Consider the following 23,865-nt stretch of genomic DNA (forward strand, 5'->3'; position numbering starts at 1 on the left):
TGCCGTTAAGCGCAACGCGCGTCTCGGCTGCGCGAAGTTCGCTGACTGCGGCTCCCATGCCACAGGCGCACCGGCTCGCTCGCGGCCACCGACGCAGGCCGCACAACATCGATAGAGCAATTGGATTCCCATGTCGACGCCGCTAAAGAGACACCAGCTTCACGCCATATCAATGGGATGCACGCCATGGCCGATCAGGCAACAGCCAGCCTCTTTCCCGTCACCGGAGACGACACCCCTTACCGCAAGCTGACCTCCGGCCACGTGTCGACCGACATGTTCAGGGGCCAGGAAATCCTCGCGATCGAGCCGGAGGCGCTGCGCCTGCTCTCCGAGACCGCTTTCTCCGACATCAACCATCTTCTGCGGCCCGGTCACCTCAAGCAGCTCGCCTCGATCCTCGATGACCCCGAAGCGACCGACAATGACCGCTTCGTCGCCTATGACCTGCTGAAGAATGCCAATATCGCCGCCGGCGGCATCCTGCCGATGTGCCAGGACACCGGCACCGCGATCATCATGGGCAAGAAGGGCCGCCGCGTATGGACCGAAGGCGGCGACGACGCGCTCTTGGGACAAGGCGTTCTCGACGCCTACAACCGCAAGAACCTGCGCTATTCGCAGCTCGCGCCGATCTCCATGTTCGAGGAGAAGAACACAAAGAACAATCTCCCGGCACAGATCGACATCTACGAGGAAGGCGAGGACGCCTACAAGTTCCTGTTCGTCGCCAAGGGCGGTGGCTCGGCCAACAAGACGTTTCTTTATCAGGGCACCCCGTCGCTTCTCAGCCATGACCGGATGATCGACTTTCTCAAGGAGAAGATCCTGACGCTCGGTACGGCTGCCTGCCCGCCCTATCATCTGGCCATCGTGATCGGCGGCACGTCTGCGGAGATGAACCTGAAGACCGTCAAGCTCGCTTCCACGCGCTATCTCGACGGGCTGCCTACGTCCGGCGGCGAGGACGGCCACGCCTTCCGCGACATCGAGATGGAGGCTGAAGTTCACAAGCTTACGCAGCAGATGGGCGTCGGCGCGCAATTCGGCGGCAAGTATTTCTGTCACGACGTGCGCGTGATCCGCCTGCCACGCCACGGCGCATCGCTGCCGATCGGGCTCGGCGTCTCATGTTCCGCCGACCGCCAGGCCAAGGGCAAGATCACGAAGGACGGCGTCTTCATCGAGGAACTTGAGACCAATCCCGCCCGCTACATGCCCGACATCGACGAAGACAAGCTGACTTCGCATGTGGTCCGCATCAACCTCAACCAGCCGATGCCGGACATTCTCAAGGAACTGTCACAACACCCTGTAAAGACGCGCCTTTCTCTTTCCGGTTCCATCATCGTTGCGCGCGATATCGCCCATGCGAAGATCCGAGATCGACTCGAGAACGGCGAGCCTATGCCGGACTATTTCAAGAACCACCCGATCTACTATGCCGGCCCGGCCAAGACGCCTGTGGGCTATGCGTCCGGCTCGTTCGGGCCGACCACGGCCGGCCGCATGGATTCCTATGTCGACCAGTTCCAGTCCTTCGGCGGTTCGATGGTGATGCTGGCCAAGGGCAACCGATCGCGGCAAGTCCGCGAAGCGTGTGGTCGCCATGGCGGCTTCTACCTCGGCTCTATCGGCGGTCCGGCGGCGCGGCTTGCGCAGGATTGCATCAGACGAGTCGAAGTGGTCGAATATCCGGAGCTCGGAATGGAAGCGATCTGGCGGATCGAGGTCGAGAATTTCCCGGCCTTCATCGTCATCGACGACAAGGGCAACGACTTCTTCAAGGAACTCAATCTCGGCTAGCGGAGAAATCATCATGCCAATGAAGAAGGGCTACAAGGCCCTCCTCGACGAAGCCAATGCCGAGATCGAGGCTGTGTCACCGACGGAAGCGCACGAGATGGCGAAGTCGGACGACGTCGTGCTCGTAGACATCCGCGATCCGCGCGAACTCGACCGCGACGGCCGCATTCCCGGTGCGTTCCACGCCACACGCGGCATGCTCGAATTCTGGATCGACCCGGAAAGCCCCTATCACAAGCCGCTCTTCGCCAGCGGCAAGACCTTCGTCTTTTTCTGCGCCGGCGGCCTGCGCTCCGCGCTGGCCACTAAGACGGCCCAGGACATGGGGTTGTCGCCCGTCAAGCACATTGAAGGCGGCTTCGGTGCGTGGCGGGAGGCCGGGCTGCCGATCGAAAAACGCGACAAGCCGGACTGATCTAGCCCGCCTCGATGCCGCGCCACCCGGGCACCGCCAGCGTGAAGTCGGCAATGGCATCGGTGACGCTCTGGTTGGCCAGGATGCGGCGGTGCCCCATGCCCGGGGCTCGCAGGAGGCGGACATGCGGGCCGGCCGCCTCGAAGCGGCGCGCCTCCTCGAACGCGACTTCCTTGTCGTCGGGCGCGTGAATGGCGAGCGTCGGTACCGCAAGGCCACGAAGCTGATCGGCCGCCACATATGTTTCCAGCGGGTGCCCGGCGACACGCTGGACCTCGCCGGCCAAGGCCAGTTGCGTGTGCGCTCCCAGTCCAAGGAAGCTGCCGAAATCCTCGAAGATCGCCGGCATGGAGCTGGGTGATGCAACGAGAATGAGGCGCTTGGCTTCCACCGGCGCGATATCGCCGATAGACCCCGCGACCGCGTTCACCGCCACCGCGCCTCCGAACGAATGACCGACGATGGCGGCAAACGGCCCGAACCAGTCGGCCGTCGTGCGCACCGCGGCAACGGCCAGCGCCAGGTTCAGGCGCCGGCCGGCGGACGCGCCATGTCCGGGAAGATCGAGCGCCACCACCCTGAACCCCTCCGCGACAAGCCTCTCGATGATTGCGCGCATGTGCTCGGTGCGCGAGCGCCAGCCGTGGAGAACAAGTACCGTCGGAGCTTCGCGCCCCCGCCTCGCTGCGAAAATCATGTGCCACCACGCACCCGTGCGGCGTGCTCAGATGGACGTGCCTTGCTCGGGCCATGAATGGCGCGGCATCGCGAAGCCGCTCCGCTTCGCGTCTCGACACGCGCCCGGGGTTCGGCGTACGGCAGAAAAGTTCGAAGGCGAGACGCCCCGTCGTGCGCGGCGCGATTTGTTCGGCGAGGGTGAATGCGCTACGAAACAGCAGGTAACCAACAGTGGCCACGGCTATGACCTTTCGAGATAGTTCAATCATGAACAGATTAGTTCAACGATGAACAATAAGCAATCCCTGCCCTGGGACAATCCGCGCTTTCGCAACTGGATCGCGCTGCTGCGGGCCGAGAAGGCGGTGGCGCGCGAGTTGACGCGCGCGCTGGCGCCGCTCGACCTAAAGCTTGGCCAACTCGACGTGATGATGAATGTCTACCGCCATCCGGGCATGTCACAACAGGATGTGGCCAACAGGCTCCTGGTGGGACGATCCAACATCACCATGCTGGTACCCCAGCTCGAAAAGCAGGGATTGATCCGGCGCGAGGGCGACACGAAGGACAAGCGGGTGATCCGGCTTTTCCTGACAGAAGCCGGCGAGGCACGCCTCAGGGACGCACTAAAGGTCTATACCGGCATCGTCGACAAAGTGATGGCGCAGTCGACCCCGGAGCAATGCGACGCCATGGGCGAGCAGATGCGACGTATCGAGGAAGCGCTCAAAAGCGACGACTGATTTGCCGGCTCACCACATCGTCTTGGCCGCGCGCCCCGGCCATTCGGCGTCATAGGCCTCGCCGTCGATACGGGCTTGGCTGGTCGACGCAAGTATCTGGCCCGGCGTCGGGAGCCGCTTGGGATCGACATGCCTCTCCGGGTCCCACAGACCGGAACGCACGATGGCGCGGGCACACTGGAAATAGACCGCATCGATCGTGATGACCGTAACCGTACGCGGCGCATGGCCGTCGACGGCGAAGGATTGGCAGAGCGCCTCATCGCCCGTCACCACCGCACTGCCATTGACGCGCAGAGTCGTGCCCGAGCCCGGCACGAGGAACAGCAGCCCAACCCGCCCATCGCGAACGATGTTCTTCAGCGAATCGGCGCGATTATTGCCGCGACGGTCCGGCATCAGCAGCGTCTTTTCGTCCTGGACGCGAACGAAGCCGGCCAGGTCTCCGCGCGGCGAACAATCGAGCCCCTCCGGCCCGGCGGTCGCCAGCGCAACGAATGGAGACGCCTCAATGAACGCCGCATATTCGGGAATGAGGCGGTCAAGCTCCTTGACCAGCGACGTTTCGCCAGGCTGGCCGTACAGCGCCTCGAGTTCGGCAATCGTGCTTATCTTTGCCATGTCATTTTTCCCTCGACAGGCCTTTTTCAGCCAATTCGTCGAGATAGGACTGCCAGCGTGTTTCCTTTTCGTGACCCAGCGTGTGGAAATAGTCCCAGGTGAAAATGCCCGTGTCGTGGAAATCGTCGAAGGTGATGCGCACCGCGTAGTTGCCGACCGGCTCCAGTTTCGAGATCGCGACATGCATCTTGCCCGGAACAGTGACCCGCTGCTCGGGCGAATGGCCCTGCACCTCGGCCGAGGGCGACAGCACACGCAGCATCTCTGCCGAAAACGTGAACGGCGCATGCCCCGGAAAGGTCACGCTCAACTGCTTCCTGTCCTTGGAAACGCGCAGCTCCGTCGGTGCGGTCATGTGATTCCCCAAATTGATGATTGCAGCGACATTACAGAGACCGTTTGTCGGTGGCCATATGAAGCGAAGACGCTGCGCCCTTGAATTGAGCGTGCGCTTGGCCGACATTGAGGCTACGAAGGGCGCGCATGCGTACCCGACGCAGAAAGGCGCATGCGCCGGAGGATAAGCGGAAACATGGCATTTTCCCAAGCCGACATGATCGACCCGTTCGGGCGCAGCATCTCCTATCTGCGCGTCTCGGTGACCGATCGCTGCGACTTCCGCTGCACCTACTGCATGGCGGAAGACATGACGTTTCTCCCCAAGCGCGACCTTCTCAGCCTTGAGGAACTCGACCGCATGTGCAGCGTCTTCATCGAGAAAGGCGTGCGCAAGCTCAGACTGACCGGTGGTGAACCGCTGGTCCGCAAGAACATCATGTCGCTCGTGCGGGCGCTCTCACGGCATCTGGACAGCGGCGCTCTCGAAGAATTGACGTTGACGACCAACGGCTCGCAGCTCGTCCGTTTTGCGGACGAACTGGCGGAGTGCGGGGTCACGCGGATCAACGTCTCCCTCGACACGCTCGATCCCGAAAAATTCCGCGCGATCACGCGGTGGGGCGAGTTGTCGAAGGTCATGGCCGGCATCGACGCAGCCCAGAAGGCAGGGCTCAGGATCAAGATCAACGCCGTCGCGCTCAAGGGCTTCAACGATCAGGAACTGCCCGCGATGCTCGAATGGGCGAACGGGCGCGGCATGGACCTGACGGTGATAGAGACCATGCCGATGGGCGAGATCGACGCCGACAGGACCGACCAGTACCTGCCGCTGTCCAAATTGCGGGCCGATCTGGAGCGCCGCTTCACCTTGACGGACATCCCCTACAAGACAGGCGGACCCGCACGCTATGTCGACGTCGCCGAGACCGGCGGCCGGCTTGGCTTCATCACGCCGCTGACCCACAATTTCTGCGAGAGCTGCAACCGGGTGCGCCTCACCTGCACTGGCACGCTCTACATGTGCCTCGGCCAGGAGGACGCCGCCGACCTGCGCGCGCCGTTGCGTGCTTCGGAAGGCAACGAGTTGCTCTCACAGGCGATCGACGAGGCGATCGGACGCAAGCCGAAAGGGCACGACTTCGTCATCGACCGCCGCACGCGGCGTCCAGCCGTCTCCCGTCACATGAGCGTAACCGGCGGCTGACGGGCCTCGAAGGCCTTCATGGACCCATGGAATCCGGGCGCTGACCGTTGCGCTCGTTGACGCGCGCGCCTACAGGTCGGGAAAAATCGACAACCCGTCTGGAAACGTCCTTGGTCCTATCCCCCAACCTGCGCGGTGCGCTGTTCATGGTCGTGTCCATGGCCGGCTTCATCGTGAACGACGCGATCACCAAGAGCGTCGTAGAGACGATCAGTCAGGGCCAGGTCATGCTCGTCCGCGGCGTCTTCGCCACGACGATGATCGGCTTTCTTGCATGGCAACAAGGCGCACTGCGCGTGCCGGCACACTCCATGCATCCAATGGTTGCTCTTCGTACGGTGTGCGAACTCGGCGCCACGATCAGTTTCCTCACCGCGCTGGCACACATGCCGCTGGCGAATATCTCCGCCGTATTGCAGGCGCTGCCACTCGCGGTGACGATGGGTGCCGCGCTCTTCCTTGGCGAAATGGTCGGCTGGCGGCGCTGGATCGCGATCGGCGTGGGTTTTCTTGGCGTCGTGATCATCGTTCGCCCCGGCTTCGAGGGCTTCAATGCCTATTCGCTTCTCGCGCTATTGAGCGTCTGTTTCTGCGCCGTTCGAGACCTCGCTACGAAGCGTGTTCCGGCCGAGGTCCCTTCCTTCCTCGTATCGCTGGTCACCGCCGCCTCAATTACCATCGCGGGTGGTGTGCTGATACCATTCCAGGGCGGCTGGACCCCGATGACCAACGGCAATATCGGTCTTCTGGCCCTCGCGTCGGTCCTGCTTATCGTCGGCTACCAGTTCATCATCATGTCGATGCGCGTGGGCGACATCTCTTTCATCGCACCGTTTCGCTACACCGCTCTCCTGTGGGCGATCGTACTCGGCTTCGTGCTCTTCGGCGACATCCCTGACACCGCCATGATCGTCGGTGCGATCACCGTGGTCGGTTCAGGCCTCTATACGCTCTACCGCGAGCGAAAGGTCGGCGCTCACAGGCCGGCAGCCGAAAGCACTGGTCCCGGCATGGCTCCTGACGGAGTCTGAGAGCTACGTTCCGCGCCCAGGCACGGCGTTCGGCGAAGTCGATCCGAAGACGGATTGCTTCGCGCGTTAAACAAACTAATGGTGAGTGATGTCATCGACCTTCCTCGACCGCACGACGCCGCCTCACATCCTGACGCTCGTTCTGGCTACCGCCACAAATGCGCTGGCGATGAACGTCTTCCTGCCATCGCTGCCGGCGATCGCGCGCCACTTCCAGGCCGATTACTCGGTGGTGCAGTTGGCGGTGTCGCTCTATCTCGGCGCAACCGCCGTGCTGCAATTGTTCATCGGGCCTGCCTCCGACCGCTTCGGGCGCCGGCCGGTGATGCTGACATGCTTCTCGTTTTTCCTGGTCGGATCCGTCGCCACGCTTTATGCGCCGACGATCGAAATGATGCTCGTCGCCCGCGTCATGCAGGCCTTCTCGGCGGCCGGCGTGGTGCTCTCGCGCGCGATCGTTCGCGATACGGTCAGTGCCGCCAACGCCGCCAGCCGCATGGGCTACATCACCATGGGCATGGCCGTGGTGCCGATGATCGGGCCTGCCATCGGCGGCATTCTCGACGAACTCTATGGCTGGCAGGCCGCCTTCCTGTTGACGCTCGGCTTCGGCTGCATCGCCATCACCTTCGTATTTCTGGACCTGGGTGAAACCAACAACGCCCGCTCCTCCAGCCTCACCGAGCAGTTCAACCGCTATCCGGAGCTTTTTCGCTCCCGGCGCTTCTGGGGCTACACACTGACCGCAGGATTCACCTCGGGAACCTTTTTCGCTTTCTTGGGAGGGGCTCCGTTCATCGCCAGCGAGATGCTTGGCATGAGACCGTCCGAATACGGCTTGTATTTCGGCCTGATCACGCTCGGCTATATCCTCGGCAACTTCCTGACAGCGCGCTTTACCGGCCGTCTGGGCATCAATCGCATGATGTCGGCGGGCGCCTTTGTGTCCCTTTCCGCGGTCTGCATTTGCTACGTGGTGCTTTCGAGCGGACACATGTCGCCGCCAGGCTTCTTCAGCCCGATGTTCCTCATCGGGCTTGGCAACGGGCTGACTTTGCCCAACGCCAATGCCGGCATTGTCAGCGTGCGACCGAAGCTGGCAGGCAGTGCCGCGGGGCTCGGGGGCGCTTTGCAGGTGGGCTGCGGCGCCACCATGTCGATGATCGCTGGCGCGATGCTGGGCCAGGATACGGGGCCGTGGCCCCTGCTTGAGGTGATGGTGGTCTCGTCCGCCCTCGCCGTCCTCGCCGGCCTCTACGTCATCCGCGTGGCGCGTCAGGCAGGCGACATCTAAGCTCCGGCCGGGCATCCTTCGATCGTTGCGCGGCTGCATTTCAGCGTTGCAATCTTGCGGAAAACAGTGGGAATATCCGCCCAAAGCGCAAAGACAGAATGGCGCTTGAGTTGCCGCTGCGACATAAGCGCGGCTTTATCGGGTTAATCGAGAGGAACACAATGCGTATCATTTCAAGAGTTTCGCTGGCCGTATCGGCTGCCGCCATTGCGCTGACGATGGGCGCGGCCCAGGCTCAGGAGAAGCTCCGCATCGGAACGGAGGGCGCCTATCCTCCCTTCAACAACCTCACCGCCGACGGGCAGCTCGTCGGCTTCGACATCGACATCGCCAACGCGCTTTGCGAGGAAATGAAGGTCGAGTGCGAATTCGTCACCCAGGACTGGGACGGCATCATTCCCGCGCTGCAGGCCAACCGCTTCGACGCCATCATCGCGTCGATGTCGATCACCGATGAGCGCATGGAGCAGGTCGACTTCACCAACAAATACTACAACACCCCGCCGGCCATCGCTGCGCCGAAGGACACCGACATCGCGGGCGTGACCAAGGAAGATCTCGCCGGCAAGGCCATCGGCGTCCAGGGTTCGACCACACACTCGAATTACTCGGAAGCCACCTATACCGACAGCGACGTCCGTTCCTACCCGACTGCGGATGAATACAAGCTCGACATCATCAATGGCCGCATCGACGCCGTCAATGACGACATCACGGTGCTTGAAGAGTGGCTGGCGACCGAAGAAGGCGCCTGCTGCAAGATCGTCGGCACGATCACCCCTGTCGACGAGATCCACGGCAAGGGTGCGGGCATCGCCATTCGCAAGGGCGAAACCGAGCTGGCCGAGAAGTTCAACGCCGCCATCGATGCGATCCGCGAGAATGGCAAGTACAAGGAAATCAACGACAAGTACTTCTCCTTCGACGCCTATGGCGGATAAGGCCTGAGGCGGCGATGCCTCCGGGCGGCGGTTCAGACCGCCGCCCTTCGTCTCGACCCGATCGACCCGCAAGACGGAATAATCGGCGCCCATGGATGGAATGCTGACACTGCTCAGCTTCGGAGGTGAAGGCTGGGGCGACGAAATCGCCGCGGGCGTGCTCGTTACCGTGTCGCTGGCTTTGGCCACTCTGCCGCTGGGTCTTGCCACGGGCTTTCTCATCGCGCTGGCCAAGCAGTCGGAAGAACGCTCGCTGCGGCTTGCGGCCAACATCTACACAACGATCTTTCGCGGCCTGCCGGAACTGCTGACGCTGTTTCTGGTTTTCTATGGCGTTCAGCTTGGCGTGCAGCGCATCGCCGCGCTGTTCAATCCGGACGCCTATGTCGAGATCAACGCCTTCGCTGCCGGCATGGTGGCGCTGGGCGTGGTCTTCTCGTCCTATGCCAGCGAGGTCTTCCTGTCGGCATTCCGCGCTATTCCGCGCGGTCAGTATGAAGGCGGTTGGGCGATCGGACTTTCAAAATGGCAGACGATGCGCCTTATCGTGCTGCCCCAGCTCATCCGGATCGCCCTGCCCGGACTGTCCAATCTCTGGCTGATTCTCCTGAAGGACACGGCGCTGGTCTCCGTCATCGGCCTTTCCGACATCATCCGCCAGGCCGGCATCGCCGCCAGGGTGACGAAGGAGGCTTTCCTGTTCTTCTCCGTCGCATGCCTCCTCTACCTCGTGCTTGCGATCCTGTCCTCGATCGTGTTCGGCTATATCGAGCGCTGGACCGGCCGGACGGTGGCGTCACGATGAGCGAGACGGCCGCCACCATCATCCAAGCGATCGAGCGACCACCGCCGCCTGCGCGGGTGTGGACCGGTCAGCGGATTGCCGGGCATGTGCTGATGGCATTCTGGGCGGCCGCCGGCCTGGGGCTCGTCGTGTTCCTCGTGCGAGCGTGGAACCCGGACCTTTTCGACCGGTATGCCGGCAACTATGCATCCGGCCTTCTGATAACGATCCAGCTTGTCGGCATCTCGCTTGTGCTGGGCGCGCTCCTGTCGCTGCCCGTTGCCTATGCGCGCGCCTCGCGCAGCAAATGGCTTGGCTGGCCGGCCTATGCCTATGTCTATTTCTTCCGCGGCACACCACTGCTGGCCCAGACCTTTCTGATCTACTACGGACTGGGCTCCTTCCGGCCGCAACTGGAGGCAATCGGCCTTTGGACCTTCTTCCGCGAGGCGTGGTATTGCGGCATTCTCGCCTTCACGCTCAACACCGCCGCCTATCAGGCGGAAATTCTTCGCGGCGCGGTGCAGTCGGTGCCGAAAGGGCAATGGGAAGGCGCAGAATCGCTCGGCCTCCATCGCCTCGTCATCTTCCGCAAGATCATCTTGCCGCAGGCGCTGATCGTCGCCCTGCGCCCCTATGGCAACGAAATCATCCTGATGATCAAGGGTTCAGCCATCGTCGCCATCATCACCGTCTACGACCTGATGGGTGAAACGCGGCGGGCCTATTCACGCAGCTTCGACTTCCAGACCTACATCTGGGCGGCGATCATCTATCTTGCGATCGTGGAAACGCTGCGCAACATTATCGACTGGATCGAACGCCGCATCACCAAGCATCTCAAGCGCTGACGCGGCATCCCAGCATCACATTTCAGACAAGGAGAGCGCCGTCATGGCCAAGGTTGCATTTCTCGGATTAGGGGTCATGGGCTACCCGATGGCAGGTCACCTGAAGGACAAGGGCGGCCACGACGTCACGGTCTATAACCGCACCACCGCGAAGGCCGAAAAATGGGTCAAGCAGTTTGGCGGCACCTACGCCTCCACCCCTGCGCAGGCAGCACGTGACCAGGATTTCGTCTTCGCCTGCGTCGGAAATGACGACGACCTTCGCGCCGTCACGCTCGGCCCCGATGGAGCTTTCGAGGCGATGAAGGCCGGCGCGATCTTCATCGACCACACCACCGCTTCAGCCGACATCGCGCGCGAACTGGACGAAGAGGCAGGCAAACGCGGCTTCGGCTTCATCGATGCCCCGGTCTCCGGCGGCCAGGCCGGCGCGGAAAACGGCGTCCTGACCGTCATGTGCGGCGGCGATCAGGCAACCTTCGACAAGGCGCGGCCGGTGATCGACGCCTTTGCGCGCATGGTCGGGCTGATGGGTCCGGCGGGCGCCGGGCAACTGACCAAGATGATCAACCAGATCTGCATCGCCGGGCTCGTGCAGGGCCTTTCGGAAGGCATTCATTTCGGCAAGAAGGCAGGCCTCGATATCGAAAAGGTCATCGAGGTGATCTCGAAGGGGGCGGCCGGTTCTTGGCAGATGGAAAACCGCCACAAGACCATGGATTCCGGCCAGTACGAATTCGGCTTCGCCGTCGACTGGATGCGCAAGGATCTCGGCATCTGCCTGGCGGAAGCGGATCGAAACGGCGCAAAACTCCCCGTCACCGCCCTCGTCGACCAGTTCTACAAGGACGTCCAGGCGATGGGTGGTCGGCGCTGGGATACGTCGTCACTGCTGGCGCGCCTCGAACGTTGACATGCCCGCCCTGCCGCTGTCGAAAAACGCGAGCGCCGACGAGGTCGTCGCTTGGCTGCGTTCGATCGGCTCGGAGGAAAACCGGCAGGGCATGCTGCGCTACGGCATCCGAATAGACCGCGCGCTCGGCATCTCGCATGGCGAGCAGCGCGCTATCGGCAAGGCGATCGGTCGCGATCACGAACGCGCCTTCGCGCTATGGCGGACCGGCATCACCGAAGCCCAGTTCATTGCCTCGATCACCGCCGACCCGAAGCGCTTCACCAAGGCGGACGCGCATCATTGGGCGGCGGATTTCGACTCATGGGATTTGGTCGACGGCGTCACCAACCTCTTTGTCGATATCGATGATTGGCGGGAGCTGATCTACGAATTCGCCGAAGACGAGCGCGAGTTCATCCGCCGTGCAGCCTTCGCGATGATGGCGTGGTCGGTCGTGCACCGCAAGAAGGAGCCGGAGGAGACATTTCTCGGCTTCCTGCCGACGATCCGGCGCCATGCGCACGACGACCGCAACTTCGTCAGGAAGGCGGTGAGCTGGGGGCTTCGCTCGGTCGGCAAGCGGTCGCCACGGCTCAATGCCGCCGCGCTTGACCTTGCCCGCGAACTTGCCGCGTCGCCGGACAGGAACGAGCGCTGGATCGGCAGGGAAGCCGTCCGCGATCTGACCTCGGAGAAGACGACAAGACGTCTGGAAAAGAAGGCCGCCGGATAGCTCGCGACCGGGTTACGCCGCCCGCTCGCCGCTTTCCTTGTCGAGAACGAGATAGTCGAGTGGCAGTTGCGTGGTGTACTTAATCTGCTCCATCGCGAAGGACGAAGACACGTCGCGTATCTCTATCTTGGCGATCAGCCGCTTGTAGAAGGCATCGTAGGCGGCAATGTCCGGCACCACGACGCGAAGCAGGTAGTCGACGTCGCCGCTCATCCGATAGAACTCGACGACTTCGGGAAATTCCTGCACGACCTCCGCAAACCGCTTCAGCCATTCCATGCTGTGGGTGTTGGTACGGATGGAGACGAAGACGTTGACGCGCGTGTTCACCTTCCCCGGATCGAGGATCGCGACGCGGCGGCGGATAACGCCCTCCTCCTCCAGCTTCTGGATGCGGCGCCAGCAAGGGGTCGTCGACAGGCCGACCTTCTTGGCGACATCGGCCACGGCAAGCGTCGAATCCTCCTGCAAGAGGCGGAGAATTTTCTTGTCGAGACGGTCCATGGCAGGCTCCAGTAGAATTCCATGCCATAATGTCGGCAGATTTATCTCTCGACAAGAAAATCCTTCTCTCAACCTGCCGAGAAGACGCAGCTTTCGCCTATCTTTTGTCGCCGATGCGCATGGATATTTCGCGGCGCAGGACCGGCAGCAGATCGTCCTCGAACCACGGGTTTTTCCTGAGCCATCCGGTGTTGCGCCAGGACGGGTGCGGCAGCGGCAGCACGCGCGGCGCCGTGTTTCGCATCAGGATCGACCGCCAGTTGGCGACGGTCTCGGTCAGGTTGCGCGCCCTAGCGTTGCCGAGATGCCAAGCCTGTGCATGAGCGCCGATCGCCAGCACCAGTTCCACCTGCGGCATGGCTGCGACGAGGGCCGCACGCCACGCAGGCGCGCACTCACGGCGCGGCGGCAGGTCCCCGCCGCGCGCGTCCTGGCCGGGAAAGCAGAAGCCCATCGGTGCGATCGCGAATTTGCCCGCGTCGTAGAACGCCTCCCGCGTCACCCCCATCCAGTCCCGCAGCCGATCGCCGGAGCGATCGTTGAAGGGCAACCCGGTGGCATGGACCTTCGTGCCGGGCGCCTGCCCTGCGATCAGGATCGGGGCGCACGAGGACGCGACGACCACCGGGCGCGGTTCGTGCGGCAGCGGTGACCCCGACGGTCGATCGCGACATATCCGGCAGGCGCGGATATGCGCGACCAGCGCGTCGAGGCCATCCGGCATCAGGCCTTCGCGCTCGGGCGCGCCGAAACGGAATCGTGCCAGCGCCTTACGTTGGTCAGTTCATCCGGTACCGCAATCCGCGCCGGCTTCATGAAATCGACCGCGATCATGCCGGTGATGTCGGCAATCGAGTAGTCATCGCCGGCAATGAATTCATGGTTCTGCAGTTCGGCGTCGAGGATCTTCAGGAAGTCGAGCGCCTTCGGCTTGTTCGCCTCGCCCCATTCTGGCACCTGCGGCACCTCCCATTCCTTCATCGCCGGATGCAGATGCCGGAATGCGCTGGCGACCGACGAGAGGAAATACAGCTCCATGCGCCGCTGCCACTCCTCAACGCGCGCACGCCCCAGGGCACCCGTTCCAAACAGCGCCGGTTGCGGATGAAGCTCCTCGAAATAGCGGCAGATCGCGACGGATTCGGTCAGCACCGTGCCATCGTCGAGTTCCAGCACCGGAAGACGGCGCAGCGGGTTCCGCTCCGCGATCTGGGCGTCCCGGTGGCCCATCGCGCCCATGTCGACCGGCACCAAAGGCACCTCGATACCCTTCTCGGCCAGAAATACCCGCACGCGGCGCGGATTTGGCGCCTTGCCTCCATCAAACAGCTTCATCGTTTCCTCCTGTCAATCATCGCTCGGATAACGCGACATATGCCAGAAATTGAAGAGCCGCGCGAAGAATCCGCGATCATCCCCGTCGTCGATTGCGCCGTGAAGGCGCCGCCACTCCTGCGGTTGGTCGAAAATGCCGGCCCAAAGGCCCCGGCTCTCCTGCCGCGCGACCGCCTGGGCATCGTTGAAGTCCCCATAGGCGACCGCCCAGCCCGCCTCCACCATGGCCCGGTTGAGATCGGTGGCCCCGGCGCTGCAACGGCCGAGCAGGCGGCCGTAGCGATCGAGCCCCCTTCCCGCGCAGGTCACTTGGCGGCCGCCGATCAACTCGATCAGTGCTGAGCGCGCGCGTTCGCCACAGGCATAGGCCAGGCCGGATGGGTCCATGCAGGTCTGGGCAATCTCCGGCGCGTCGATCTCCGAGAGACGCACCCGCGTGCCAAGCAGCAGGATCGTGTCGCCGTCCACCACGCTTGCGGCGCCCTGCACTGTCTCCTCGCGTTCCCACGGCGCGCGTGCGGCGAGCAGTGCCATTGCCGCGATGATCGCCATCGCCAGAGCCAGGTCGAGCAGTCGGCCAAACGCCTTTCGCGGACGCGGCCTGCGCGACCACCTCCTCACGGCCGGAAGGGTCTCTTAATCATTCGACGATAGTTTGCCCCTCGATAGTAACCAGTACGCGCGAACTGTAGTCTTCATGGCGTTGCCACGCTCGACGATGACCGACAAGAATATTGTGGATCGCACCCGGGCGCATCGCAACCCCGATGTCGCGCGCGCCGTGCGCCGCACGCGCGACCGGCTCTCGCAGCAGGCTGGAAACCCGGTTTTCGACCGCGAACTCCTCAAGCTTCACGCGCGCGCGATGGTCAATACCGCGCTCGCCATCCCGCTACTGGTCATGGTCGTGTCCGTCGCCGGGCTGCTGGTCGGCGTCGGCATGAACATGGCGGTGTGGGCGCTCGTCACCATCACCTGCTATGGCGGGCTGGCGCTGATCGCGCGAAAGGTCGACCGCACTGAGCAATCCGATCTGGAAAGCGACAAGGTTCGGCGCGGGTTCCTGCTCGGGCATTTCGTCAGTGGGCTCGGCTGGGCCTATTTCGCGTGGCTCGGCTGTGCCGAATGCCAGGTCGAGCAGTTCCCGGTGCTCAAGGCCGTGCTGCTGCTGCTCGTCATCGCGGCGACAGCCATCATTTCGTCGGCGCTCAGCGGCGCGCTGGCGGTGACCTTCGCACTTCCGGTCGGCGTCTTCGCACTGTCGATCGCGATGTCGCCCGAATGGCTGCCGGTCGAGACCATCATGGCCGCGCTGCTGATCATCTCGCTACCCTTCTTCACCTATGTCGCCAGGAACCTGCATGCCTCGACGGTGATGCTGCTGTCCTTCCGCGCCGAAAAGGATGGCCTGATCGGCGAACTGGAGACCGCCAAGGCGATGTCGGATGAGGCGCGCCGCCGGGCGGAGGAAGCAAACCTCGCAAAATCGCGCTTTCTTGCGACGATGAGCCACGAGCTGCGCACGCCGCTCAACGCGATCCTGGGCTTTTCGGAGGTGATGGCCAACGAAGTGCTCGGGCCGCTCGAAAACCAGACCTATCGCGACTATGCCAACGACATCAACGGCTCTGGCAGGCACCTTCTGCATCTGATCAACGAGATCCTTGACCTGTCCCGCATTGAGGCGGGCCGCTACCAGTTGAGCGAGGAGCCGGTGACGCTCGAAAGCGTGGCCGAGGAATGCTGCCATCTCATGGAGCTCAAGGCCCGCAACAAGGACATCCGCATCATTCAGCAGTTCGAGCCGCATCTGCCGCGGCTGTTTGCCGACGAACGGTCGTTGCGGCAGGTCGCCCTCAACCTGCTTTCGAACGCGATCAAGTTCGCGCCAAGCGGCAGCGAAGTTCGGGTGCGCGTCGGATGGACGGCGGGCGGCGGACAATATGTCTCGGTCAAGGATAACGGACCGGGGATTCCGGATGACGAGATTCCCGTTGTCCTGTCGGCGTTCGGCCAGGGGTCGATCGCGATCAAGAGCGCCGAGCAGGGAACGGGGCTGGGCCTGCCCATCGTCCAGGGGCTTGTCGCCCTGCATGGCGGCGAATTCCAGCTCCACTCCAAGCTGCGCGAAGGCACGGAAGCCATCGCAATCTTCCCGGCCCACCGCGTCATGGAAGAATTGCCGGCCGTCCCGCACCACGACAAGGCAGCGGTGGCCGGCGGCAGGCGCCGATAGATCGGCTACCGCAATGCCATGCCTGAATGGACCAGCGCGGCGTTCTTGACGAGGCACGCCGCGAGTGCGGCCCCCGCCCCTTCGCCATCCCCGAGCGACAGGTCCAGCAGCGGCTCCAGCCCCATGTGCGCGGCAGCCTTTGCCATGCCGGGCTCGGTCGAGACATGCCCGAGAAGGCAGTGATCGATGGCTGACGGCTCGGTGGCCTGCAGCAGCGCGGCGGCGGCAAGGCTGACATAGCCGTCGAGTATCACGGGTATCTTTTCGACCCTTGCCGCCAGGATCGCTCCGACCATGGCGGCGCACTCGCGGCCGCCCAGACGGCGCAAGGCTTCGAGCGGGTCCTTCAGATGCCCCCCATGGAGCGCGAGTGCGGCGTCGGCCGTCGCGGCGTTGGCGCCGGGACCAACCCAGTCGCCACCCTGGCCACCGAACAGTGCCGCCATGATGGCGGCAGCGGACGTCGTGCCTCCGACACCGACGGCGCCGACACATATCAGGTCGATGCCGCCCGCCACCGCCTCCATGCCGAACGCCATCGTCGCGGCACAGCCGCGCTCGTCGAGCGCAGGCTCGGACGCGATGTCGCCAACGGGAAGATGCAGCGCGAGATCGAAGACCTTCAGGCCGAGCTCGTTGGCGGCGCAGATCTGGTTGACCATCGCCCCTCCCGCAGCTGCATGTTGGATCATCGCCTGCGTCTCAGCGCCGCCATATGGCGCAAGGCCGTGCGTGCCGGCAAACAACGCCACCATCGGGCGAAGCACCTGCGGGTCCCTGCCCGTCCAGGCGGCAAGCCACGCGGCGATGGCGCCAATGCGGCCGAGCGAAGGTCCCTGTGATGACAGTTTCTCGCTACGCTCTGCTGCGCGCGCCCGCGCCCCTTCATCGGGGCCCGGAAGCGTGTGAAGAAGCTGTCGGATGTCGTCGAAAGGCAGGCCGGTCGTCATGGGTGGTCCGGGTGTCTGGTGGTGTTGCCGGCCGGCATAACGGGTCGAGCGGCCAAGCACAATGGCGGCGGGGTTGCATTGGGCATCCCGCTGTCCCATGTGGGTAGGCTGAACCCATTGGGCGGCCTGGCGGCAAGCATGAGCGCGATCGAATCTCCCTGCATCCTCGTCTGTGCGATGGACGACAAGACCGGCTACTGCTTCGGTTGTGGCCGCACGCGCGCGGAAATCGGCTCATGGCTGACGATGACGCCCGAGGGTCGTCGTGCCGTGATGGCGGAACTGCCGGCGCGTCTTGCGACCGTCGAGCGGCGGCCGCGCCGCGAGACCCGCCGCACCCGCATGGCGCGCGAACGCGACGGAACATCGTCATGAGAGGCAGCGGCCTGCTCTGGCTCGTGCTCGGCGCTATCGCGCTGGGGCTGGTCCTTCTTCTCGCCAGTGGCGACACCGGCACCGTCTTCGGCATCGAGGACGAGACCTTTGCGCGCACCTTGTATCTCGGTGTGCTGGGCGCCGTCGTCGCGGCGGGCATCGTCGGCTCCGGCCTTCGCTTCGGATTCGCCCTGCGCAGCGCGGCGATCTGGCTTCTGATCATCCTCGCCCTCATGGTGGGCTACCAATACCGTTACGAGCTGCAGGACGTCGCGAGCCGGCTTACGGCTGGGCTCGTGCCTGGCAGCCCGCTGTCGCAGACCGACGACGACGGACGCGTCTCCGTCATGCTGGAGCGGATGGCGAGCGGGCATTTCGAGGTCAATGCCGAGGTCAACGGCACGCCGGTTGCCGTGATGATCGATACCGGAGCGACCTCGACGGTGCTTTCGGCCAACGATGCGGCCCGTGCCGGCTTCGACCCTGCCTCGCTATCCTATTCGATCGCCATCACCACGGCCAACGGGCAGGCCCGCGCCGCGCGCGTCGTGGCCGACGAGATCCGCGTCGGCGAGATTGTGCGCAGCAACGTCCCCGTCCTCGTCGTCGAACAGGGCCTTCTCGACCGAAGCCTGCTCGGGATGAATTTCATCGGCACGCTGTCGGGCTTCGACATGCGTGGCCAACGGCTGATCCTGCGCGACTAGAGCGGGATGAGGAAAAGTGTGAAGCGGTTTTCCGCCCGCATCCCTCTCTATCTCCTTGGAATCGATCGCGTTCATGAATTCAGGTCGATTCGATCTGAATTCATCGCTATCTAGGACGCGGGCGGTCGCCTTACAGCAGGCTCAGGAAGAAGCGCACGGCGACAAACAGGCAGAAGAGCCCGAAGCCCACTTCCAGCTTCCGCTTGGATAGCGCGTGCGCGATGCCGACGCCGTATGGCGTGACGATCATCGCGATCGGGATGATCAGCGCCACGGCGATCCAGTTGATGAAACCGGTCGACGCGATCGGCAGCAAGGGGTTGCCCCAACCAGCCCAGATGTAGCCGATGGTGCCGGGAATCGCGATCAGCACGCCAACGCCGGACGACGTCGCCACGGCCTGGTGGATCGGCCGGCCAAACAGGGTCATGAAGGTGTTGTTGAGCACCCCGCCGCCGATGCCCATGAGCGTCGACAGGTAGCCGATCACGATGCCGACGATGGAAAGCGCGGGGTTGCCCGGCAGTTCCGTACCCAAACGCCACGAGTCGCGGTTGAACAGCATACGGATCGCGACCAAGATCATGATCACTGCAAAGACGGTCCGTAGACCCTCGCTCGAAATATAGGCCGCGGTGACGGAGGCGAGGATCACCCCGATCGGCACGGGAATCAGGAATTTCTTCAGCACGTCCATGTCGACCGCGCCCTTGGCCTTGTGGCCGGTGAACGAGCGGATCGAAGTAGGGATGATGATGCCCAGCGACGAGCCGACGGCCAGGTGCATGATCACGCTCTCGTCGACGCCCAGCAACTGGAACACCTGATAGAAGACAGGAACCAGCACGGCCCCACCGCCTATGCCAAAGATGCCGGCCAGCAGGCCCGACACGACACCGGCAGCGGCGATGGCGATGGCGAACGTGATGAGTTCGCCGACAGGCAGATCGAGTCCGGCCATGAAATTCCCCTTTTGACGTCAGGATGCTGGCTATACTCAGGGCCGGCGAATGTAAATCGGGTCAGGCGGCGACAGACGGTTCGTCCAGCCGCACCTGTGAGAAGGCCTCGAACAGGACGCGCGCGTCGGCGCCCGGCTTGGTAGCGTCCGTTGACAGTATCTGGCGCCAGCGGCGGGCGCCTGGCAGGCCGTGGAAGAGACCGGTCATGTGACGCGTGACATGCGCCAGCCTGCCCCCCGCCTCGATATGCCGCGTCGCATGCACGGCCATCGCTTCGATCACGTCGTTCCATTGGACCGAAGAGCGCTTTTCGCCATAGATTCGCTGGTCGACCTGCGCGAGATGACCTGGCTCCTGATAGGCCAGCCGTCCCAGCATGACGCCATCGACGCCGGCGTCCAGGTGCGCCTTGGCTTCATCGAGCGATTTCACGCCGCCATTGATGCCGACGAAATCCGTCCCGAGCCGCTGCTTGAGCCGATAGACGCGGGGATAGTCGAGCGGTGGTATGTCGCGGTTCTCCTTCGGAGACAGCCCCTCCAGCCAGGCCTTGCGCGCGTGTACCCACAGCGCGTCGGCGCCGGCTGCGATCACCTGGTCGGAGAGCGCGTCAAGCGCCTGCTCGACATCCTGTTCATCGACGCCGATGCGGCACTTCACGGTAACCGGCACGTCGACCACCGCCTTCATCGCCGCCACGCAACGCGCCACAAGCTCCGGCGTGCGCATGAGGCAGGCGCCGAAAGTGCCCGACTGGACACGGTCCGACGGACATCCGACATTCAGGTTGATCTCGTCATAGCCATAGTCAGCGCCGATCCGCGCGGCCTCGGCAAGCTTTTCAGGGTCCGATCCGCCCAGTTGCAGAGCGACTGGGTGCTCGACCTGATCGAAACCGAGCAGCCGCTCACGGTCCCCATGGATCACCGCGTCGGCCACCACCATCTCGGTATAAAGCAGAGCACTGCGCGTCAGTTGGCGATGGAAGAACCGACAATGCCGGTCGGTCCAGTCCATCATCGGTGCAACGGCTATTTTGTGAGGTGGATACGTCAACGTAGTTGTGAGCCTTGAAAACATACGCACGGTTCGATCTCGCCCGACCGCAGCAGCTACAGGAGCGCCGGCAACGTTTTCGGTGGCGGACAAGCTTCGAGCGCGGTCGACCCTATACTATGTAACGCCGGAAGGTCCAAGGGCGGGCCGCGCTTGTCGGTGCGACGAAGCGCCCGGCCTTTGCGGCCGGGCACGGTTGTTATGCCCTGCTTGCCCCGCTCAGTGGGCGATCATCTCGTCAACGATCTCTGAGGCACTCAGGGACGATGGATAGTAGGTCGGCCAGTTGGTCACCTCCTCGAGCAAGGCGGCGCGATCATTGCCCCAGTACAGGTGATAGTGGTCGGCCGCCTGCGGCGCGATCTTGTGATCGCTGAACTGGATATATTTCGGAGCGGCTTCGTCGCCCTCGATTTTCTCGAAGATGAAGCGAACGCCGCGATTGCCCTTCTCATAGGTCAGGATTTCGTGGCCGTCGCCGGAATAACGCGCTGCAAGCTGCTTGCCGTCTTCGAAGAATGTTACGGCATCGCCATCAATGACGATCCGCTCGACATTCGTGCGGTAGCCGACTTCGTAATAGGCCTTGTATTCTTCGGCGGTCTTGTCGCCATTCTGCGCCTTATGCGCCATGACCGGATCGAGCGTTCCCTCCTGGAGATGAGAATAGACCGACTGCCAATCTCCTTCCCAGTCCGAGAGGCTGCGACCCTCGACCTGGTCGTCTTCGAAGTAGCCGTTGTAGACCTGGTCGTCTCCATGGTCATGGACCGCTCCGCTTCCGCCGACAGCCACGATGTTGAAGGGCTTGCCCTGGACCTCGATCTCGCCGGCCTTGGCAAAGGTCGCCGCGTTCACCAGATGCAGCTTCGCATTCAACGGATCGGTGACGACGATGTTGTCGCCGGCGACCGCGATGCGCGGGCGCGGATCGCTCCAATGGCCATCCATCGAGTAGGGTTGGGTCAGCTTCAATGACGCGGCAATCGTCGCGCTCACCACGTCGAGCTTGTGAAGCTGGCCATCCTCCGTGATGACATACGAGAATCGCGGACGTATCGGATCGGCGGCGAAGTGGACCCGGCGCGTCGGTAACTGGACGAGTTGGAAGCCGTTCTCACCGTCAGCCGGGTCGATGATGACGACCCGGTCCGCGCCGTAATTGCCGATGAAATACTGCATGCCCTTGCCACCGATGAGCGTGGAAGAACTGCCTTCGGGCAGTGAACTGGCATAGGGAAGATGCGTGACTTCGGGAACCGTCCCTCGCTGCGAGATCAGGAGCAGGCCGGTGTCGCACGCCAGTGCGTAGAGGTCTCCCGACCCTGCGGAACCGTGCAGCCCAGGGCAGGCTATGTCTTCTCCCACCGTGTTGCCCTCGAAGTCGACCACGCGTGCACCGATCGGCCGCTGCGATGGATCTTGCGGGTTGGGGACAGTGACGACGACGTGGTTCTCGTAAGGCACCGCGACGCCGTGATGTGGCGCCACGACATCCGCCGTGCGCACCTCCGGCCTCTCGCTCAACACCGAGACCTCGGTGAAGACACGGACGTCCCTCTCGCCGTCGAACCACTGCGCGACGTTGCCTTGCACTTCAACGAAATGCGCGGGCTTCTCGGCGCGAAACTGCGTATCGAGGAGCCTCGGCTCGGTAATCTCGATATCGCCGTGGTCGCCATGGTCGTGGAAAGCAACACCCGTCGCGATGGCGCTCACCGTTCCCGCGCTGCCCTGTACCGCAAAAACCGTCTTCCCGCTCGATGTGCGATGCAGGGTTGCCGGGCCGTCGATCGTCAACGCGTCGATGAGCGCGCCACGTTCCGCATCGACCACACTGACCACAGGTTCCGCGTGATCCGAAACGAACAGCCGCCATGCCGTTGCCGTCCCTTCCTGCGCATATGCCGGCCCCGCTCCCAGCATGGCCGCGATCGCCAGCGCCGACCCGTAATGCAAGACTCGTCTCATTTTCGCTCTCCATATGATATTACATAACACGCCCGAACAGACGGCTGCCGCCTCTTTGGTATCAGCTCCCCCGATCGCGCATCGGCACCCTACACAGGGCGATGCTGGGCGCATCGATTGTTATGTTATTACATAAGAGAACGTGCCGCGTCGACGGTGATTTTTGGGGAAGCTGCGATGAATGTGGAAAACGTCGAACGTCTGCCGATCACGCGGTGTTAATCGGAACAAAACGCTCTGTCGTGCATTCTCCCGCATTCCAGATGCGGGGAACACAACAATGAACGGCACGGAATTCCACCAGCCCATACACGTCGTCGGCGACGCGGGAGATCTCCAGATCAGCACTGCAGGCGAGGCTTATGCGGTTCTGACCGAGAAATGGCCGCCGTCGCGGGGCAAATGGTACCATGCGGCGGCGCGCGCCTGCCGCAGCGCCTCGAACGGCGAATCATCGCCGCACATCGCCCGCCGCATGTTTCTTCACGCGGCAAGCGAGGCACGCATCGACGTACGCTAGACGCCTGCTCTTCATTTCTGGGATGGAAGTGGCTCTCGCTGAGCCGTTTCTAGAGCGTCGAGTTGAACGTGCCGCCATCGAGCATGATGTTCTGCCCGACAATGTAGCCGGCGAGCGCGCTGCACAGGAATGCGCAGGTGGCACCGAACTCCTCGGTGGTTCCGAACCGACCGGTCGGGTTGGACTTGTAAGCCTCCGCCCTCGCCTCCTCTACCGATATGTTTTTGCTCCGTGCGGCATTTTCCAGCAAGGACTGGATGCGCGCGGTTTCATGTTGGCCGGGCAGCAGATTGTTGATGGTGACGCCATGGTGCGCCACCTGGCGTGACGTCCCCGCGACGAAGCCGGTCAGGCCGCTGCGCGCAGCTCCCGACAGGCCAAGGGCGGGGATCGGCGACTTCACAGAGCCCGACGTGATGTTGACGATGCGGCCCCAGCGGCGTTCGATCATACCCGGCAGCACAGCGGTGATGAGATGGATCGGCGACAGCATATTGGCACGGATTGCGCCCTGCCATTCCTCCTCACCCCATTCGTGCCACATGCCGGGCGGCGGGCCACCGGCATTGTTGACCAGGATGTCGGGCGCCGGCGCGGCTTCCAGCAGCTTGGCGCGTCCTTCCGGCGTGGTCACGTCGCCGGCAACTGGCGTCACGCTCACACCGTAACGCTGGGCGATCTCGTCGGCAGCCACCTGGAGCGGCTCTGCCGATCGCGCATTCAGGATGATGTTGACACCCGCCTCCGCGAGCTTTTCCGCTGAACCGCGTCCCAGCCCCTTCGAGCCGCCGCAGACGATCGCCGTCCTGCCCCTGATACCAAGATCCATGTCGCAATACCTCCGTGTCCGTGCCGTGCGGCCAATGATGTGCCGCACCGCCATGCAGGCAGGTCGCGCCGGGGTCAAGCTCCAG

General features: G+C 63.3%; 26 protein-coding genes and 2 pseudogenes. 15 read left to right on the forward strand and 13 right to left on the reverse strand.

Features of this window, described 5'->3' with window-relative positions:
- The first annotated feature begins 186 nt into the window (after positions 1-186).
- Both AAFN84_RS14030 and AAFN84_RS14035 read left to right on the forward strand, forming a co-directional pair.
- Positions 187-1,806, forward strand: coding sequence for a fumarate hydratase (locus AAFN84_RS14030; protein WP_347515229.1), 1,620 nt, complete (start codon positions 187-189; stop codon positions 1,804-1,806).
- 13 nt (positions 1,807-1,819) lie between these two features.
- Positions 1,820-2,221, forward strand: coding sequence for a rhodanese-like domain-containing protein (locus AAFN84_RS14035; protein ID WP_347515230.1), 402 nt, complete (start codon positions 1,820-1,822; stop codon positions 2,219-2,221).
- A 1-nt stretch (position 2,222) separates the two neighbouring features.
- Here the strand turns inward: AAFN84_RS14035 and AAFN84_RS14040 are convergent, their stop codons facing one another.
- Positions 2,223-2,918, reverse strand: coding sequence for an alpha/beta fold hydrolase (locus tag AAFN84_RS14040; RefSeq protein WP_347515231.1), 696 nt, complete (start codon positions 2,916-2,918; stop codon positions 2,223-2,225).
- Positions 2,919-3,186: 268 nt separating this feature from the next.
- Between AAFN84_RS14040 and AAFN84_RS14045 the strand changes: the two genes are divergently transcribed.
- Entirely contained in the window at positions 3,187-3,642 is a 456-nt protein-coding gene (locus AAFN84_RS14045; protein WP_347515232.1) for a MarR family transcriptional regulator, read from the forward strand.
- 9 nt (positions 3,643-3,651) lie between these two features.
- Here AAFN84_RS14045 and AAFN84_RS14050 read toward each other — a convergent pair whose 3' ends face one another.
- Both AAFN84_RS14050 and AAFN84_RS14055 read right to left on the reverse strand, forming a co-directional pair.
- Positions 3,652-4,263: a pyridoxamine 5'-phosphate oxidase family protein gene (locus tag AAFN84_RS14050; protein ID WP_347515233.1), complete on the reverse strand. Its 612-nt coding sequence runs from the start codon at positions 4,261-4,263 to the stop codon at positions 3,652-3,654.
- A 1-nt stretch (position 4,264) separates the two neighbouring features.
- Complete coding sequence (locus tag AAFN84_RS14055) at positions 4,265-4,618, reverse strand: DUF971 domain-containing protein (RefSeq protein ID WP_347515234.1); 354 nt, start codon at positions 4,616-4,618, stop codon at positions 4,265-4,267.
- Positions 4,619-4,795: 177 nt separating this feature from the next.
- On the opposite strand from AAFN84_RS14055, the gene moaA reads away from it, so the two are divergent.
- From moaA to AAFN84_RS14095, 8 genes are all read left to right on the forward strand, one after another.
- Positions 4,796-5,806 (forward strand): GTP 3',8-cyclase MoaA, encoded by a 1,011-nt coding sequence (gene moaA, locus AAFN84_RS14060; RefSeq protein ID WP_347515235.1) that lies wholly within the window; start codon positions 4,796-4,798, stop codon positions 5,804-5,806.
- Positions 5,807-5,916: 110 nt separating this feature from the next.
- Complete coding sequence (locus AAFN84_RS14065; RefSeq protein ID WP_347515236.1) at positions 5,917-6,837, forward strand: DMT family transporter; 921 nt, start codon at positions 5,917-5,919, stop codon at positions 6,835-6,837.
- A gap of 85 nt (positions 6,838-6,922) precedes the next feature.
- On the forward strand, positions 6,923-8,131 hold the full coding sequence (locus AAFN84_RS14070; protein WP_347515237.1) for a multidrug effflux MFS transporter: 1,209 nt from the start codon (positions 6,923-6,925) through the stop codon (positions 8,129-8,131).
- A gap of 161 nt (positions 8,132-8,292) precedes the next feature.
- A complete protein-coding gene (locus AAFN84_RS14075) occupies positions 8,293-9,072 on the forward strand; it encodes an ABC transporter substrate-binding protein (protein ID WP_347515238.1) in 780 nt (259 codons plus the stop codon).
- Between the two features lie 91 nt (positions 9,073-9,163).
- Positions 9,164-9,877, forward strand: a complete 714-nt coding sequence (locus AAFN84_RS14080) for an ABC transporter permease (RefSeq protein ID WP_347515239.1) — start codon at positions 9,164-9,166, stop codon at positions 9,875-9,877.
- Entirely contained in the window at positions 9,874-10,707 is an 834-nt protein-coding gene (locus AAFN84_RS14085) for an ABC transporter permease (protein WP_347515240.1), read from the forward strand. The genes AAFN84_RS14080 and AAFN84_RS14085 overlap by 4 nt, the downstream gene beginning before the upstream one ends.
- A gap of 43 nt (positions 10,708-10,750) precedes the next feature.
- Positions 10,751-11,620, forward strand: a complete 870-nt coding sequence (locus tag AAFN84_RS14090; protein ID WP_347515241.1) for an NAD(P)-dependent oxidoreductase — start codon at positions 10,751-10,753, stop codon at positions 11,618-11,620.
- Between the two features lies 1 nt (position 11,621).
- Positions 11,622-12,335: a DNA alkylation repair protein gene (locus tag AAFN84_RS14095; RefSeq protein WP_347515242.1), complete on the forward strand. Its 714-nt coding sequence runs from the start codon at positions 11,622-11,624 to the stop codon at positions 12,333-12,335.
- A 12-nt stretch (positions 12,336-12,347) separates the two neighbouring features.
- Here AAFN84_RS14095 and AAFN84_RS14100 read toward each other — a convergent pair whose 3' ends face one another.
- The 4 genes from AAFN84_RS14100 to AAFN84_RS14115 all read right to left on the reverse strand — a co-directional run bounded on the left by AAFN84_RS14100 (position 12,348) and on the right by AAFN84_RS14115 (position 14,726).
- On the reverse strand, positions 12,348-12,839 hold the full coding sequence (locus AAFN84_RS14100; RefSeq protein WP_347515243.1) for an Lrp/AsnC family transcriptional regulator: 492 nt from the start codon (positions 12,837-12,839) through the stop codon (positions 12,348-12,350).
- A gap of 97 nt (positions 12,840-12,936) precedes the next feature.
- The gene (locus tag AAFN84_RS14105) at positions 12,937-13,563 is read right to left on the reverse strand and encodes a uracil-DNA glycosylase family protein (RefSeq protein WP_347515244.1); all 627 of its coding nucleotides are present in this window, start codon (positions 13,561-13,563) and stop codon (positions 12,937-12,939) included.
- Positions 13,563-14,174 (reverse strand): glutathione S-transferase, encoded by a 612-nt coding sequence (locus tag AAFN84_RS14110; RefSeq protein WP_347515245.1) that lies wholly within the window; start codon positions 14,172-14,174, stop codon positions 13,563-13,565. The genes AAFN84_RS14105 and AAFN84_RS14110 overlap by 1 nt, the downstream gene beginning before the upstream one ends.
- 12 nt (positions 14,175-14,186) lie before the next feature.
- Positions 14,187-14,726 (reverse strand): thermonuclease family protein, encoded by a 540-nt coding sequence (locus AAFN84_RS14115; protein WP_347515246.1) that lies wholly within the window; start codon positions 14,724-14,726, stop codon positions 14,187-14,189.
- Positions 14,727-14,871: 145 nt separating this feature from the next.
- Here AAFN84_RS14115 and AAFN84_RS14120 point away from each other — a divergent pair, with 145 nt between their 5' ends.
- Positions 14,872-16,410: a HAMP domain-containing sensor histidine kinase gene (locus tag AAFN84_RS14120; RefSeq protein ID WP_347515247.1), complete on the forward strand. Its 1,539-nt coding sequence runs from the start codon at positions 14,872-14,874 to the stop codon at positions 16,408-16,410.
- Between the two features lie 5 nt (positions 16,411-16,415).
- Here AAFN84_RS14120 and AAFN84_RS14125 read toward each other — a convergent pair whose 3' ends face one another.
- Positions 16,416-17,360, reverse strand: a complete 945-nt coding sequence (locus AAFN84_RS14125) for a nicotinate-nucleotide--dimethylbenzimidazole phosphoribosyltransferase (RefSeq protein WP_347515248.1) — start codon at positions 17,358-17,360, stop codon at positions 16,416-16,418.
- 138 nt (positions 17,361-17,498) lie between these two features.
- Here AAFN84_RS14125 and AAFN84_RS14130 point away from each other — a divergent pair, with 138 nt between their 5' ends.
- A complete protein-coding gene (locus AAFN84_RS14130) occupies positions 17,499-17,735 on the forward strand; it encodes a DUF1289 domain-containing protein (protein WP_347515249.1) in 237 nt (78 codons plus the stop codon).
- The gene (locus AAFN84_RS14135; protein ID WP_347515250.1) at positions 17,732-18,442 is read left to right on the forward strand and encodes a TIGR02281 family clan AA aspartic protease; all 711 of its coding nucleotides are present in this window, start codon (positions 17,732-17,734) and stop codon (positions 18,440-18,442) included. Before AAFN84_RS14130 ends, AAFN84_RS14135 begins: the two co-directional genes overlap by 4 nt.
- A gap of 130 nt (positions 18,443-18,572) precedes the next feature.
- Here the strand turns inward: AAFN84_RS14135 and AAFN84_RS14140 are convergent, their stop codons facing one another.
- The 4 genes and pseudogenes from AAFN84_RS14140 to aztD form a co-directional block, all read right to left on the reverse strand.
- Positions 18,573-19,403, reverse strand: coding sequence for a sulfite exporter TauE/SafE family protein (locus AAFN84_RS14140; protein ID WP_347515251.1), 831 nt, complete (start codon positions 19,401-19,403; stop codon positions 18,573-18,575).
- A 61-nt stretch (positions 19,404-19,464) separates the two neighbouring features.
- Positions 19,465-20,484, reverse strand: coding sequence for a tRNA dihydrouridine(20/20a) synthase DusA (dusA, locus tag AAFN84_RS14145; protein WP_347515707.1), 1,020 nt, complete (start codon positions 20,482-20,484; stop codon positions 19,465-19,467).
- Positions 20,485-20,679: 195 nt separating this feature from the next.
- Positions 20,680-21,216: pseudogene (locus tag AAFN84_RS14150) on the reverse strand (metal-binding protein ZinT); the annotation flags it as partial.
- Positions 21,217-21,252: 36 nt separating this feature from the next.
- Positions 21,253-22,545, reverse strand: a pseudogene (gene aztD, locus AAFN84_RS14155) (zinc metallochaperone AztD); the annotation flags it as partial.
- Between the two features lie 166 nt (positions 22,546-22,711).
- Here aztD and AAFN84_RS14160 point away from each other — a divergent pair.
- Complete coding sequence (locus AAFN84_RS14160; protein ID WP_347515252.1) at positions 22,712-22,951, forward strand: DUF982 domain-containing protein; 240 nt, start codon at positions 22,712-22,714, stop codon at positions 22,949-22,951.
- Positions 22,952-23,000: 49 nt separating this feature from the next.
- Here AAFN84_RS14160 and AAFN84_RS14165 read toward each other — a convergent pair whose 3' ends face one another.
- Positions 23,001-23,780: an SDR family oxidoreductase gene (locus tag AAFN84_RS14165; RefSeq protein ID WP_347515253.1), complete on the reverse strand. Its 780-nt coding sequence runs from the start codon at positions 23,778-23,780 to the stop codon at positions 23,001-23,003.
- Between the last annotated feature and the right edge of the window lie 85 nt (positions 23,781-23,865).

The sequence above is a fragment of the Mesorhizobium sp. CAU 1741 genome (assembly GCF_039839275.1).
In the GTDB taxonomy this organism is placed as follows: Bacteria; Pseudomonadota; Alphaproteobacteria; order Rhizobiales; family Rhizobiaceae; genus Aerobium.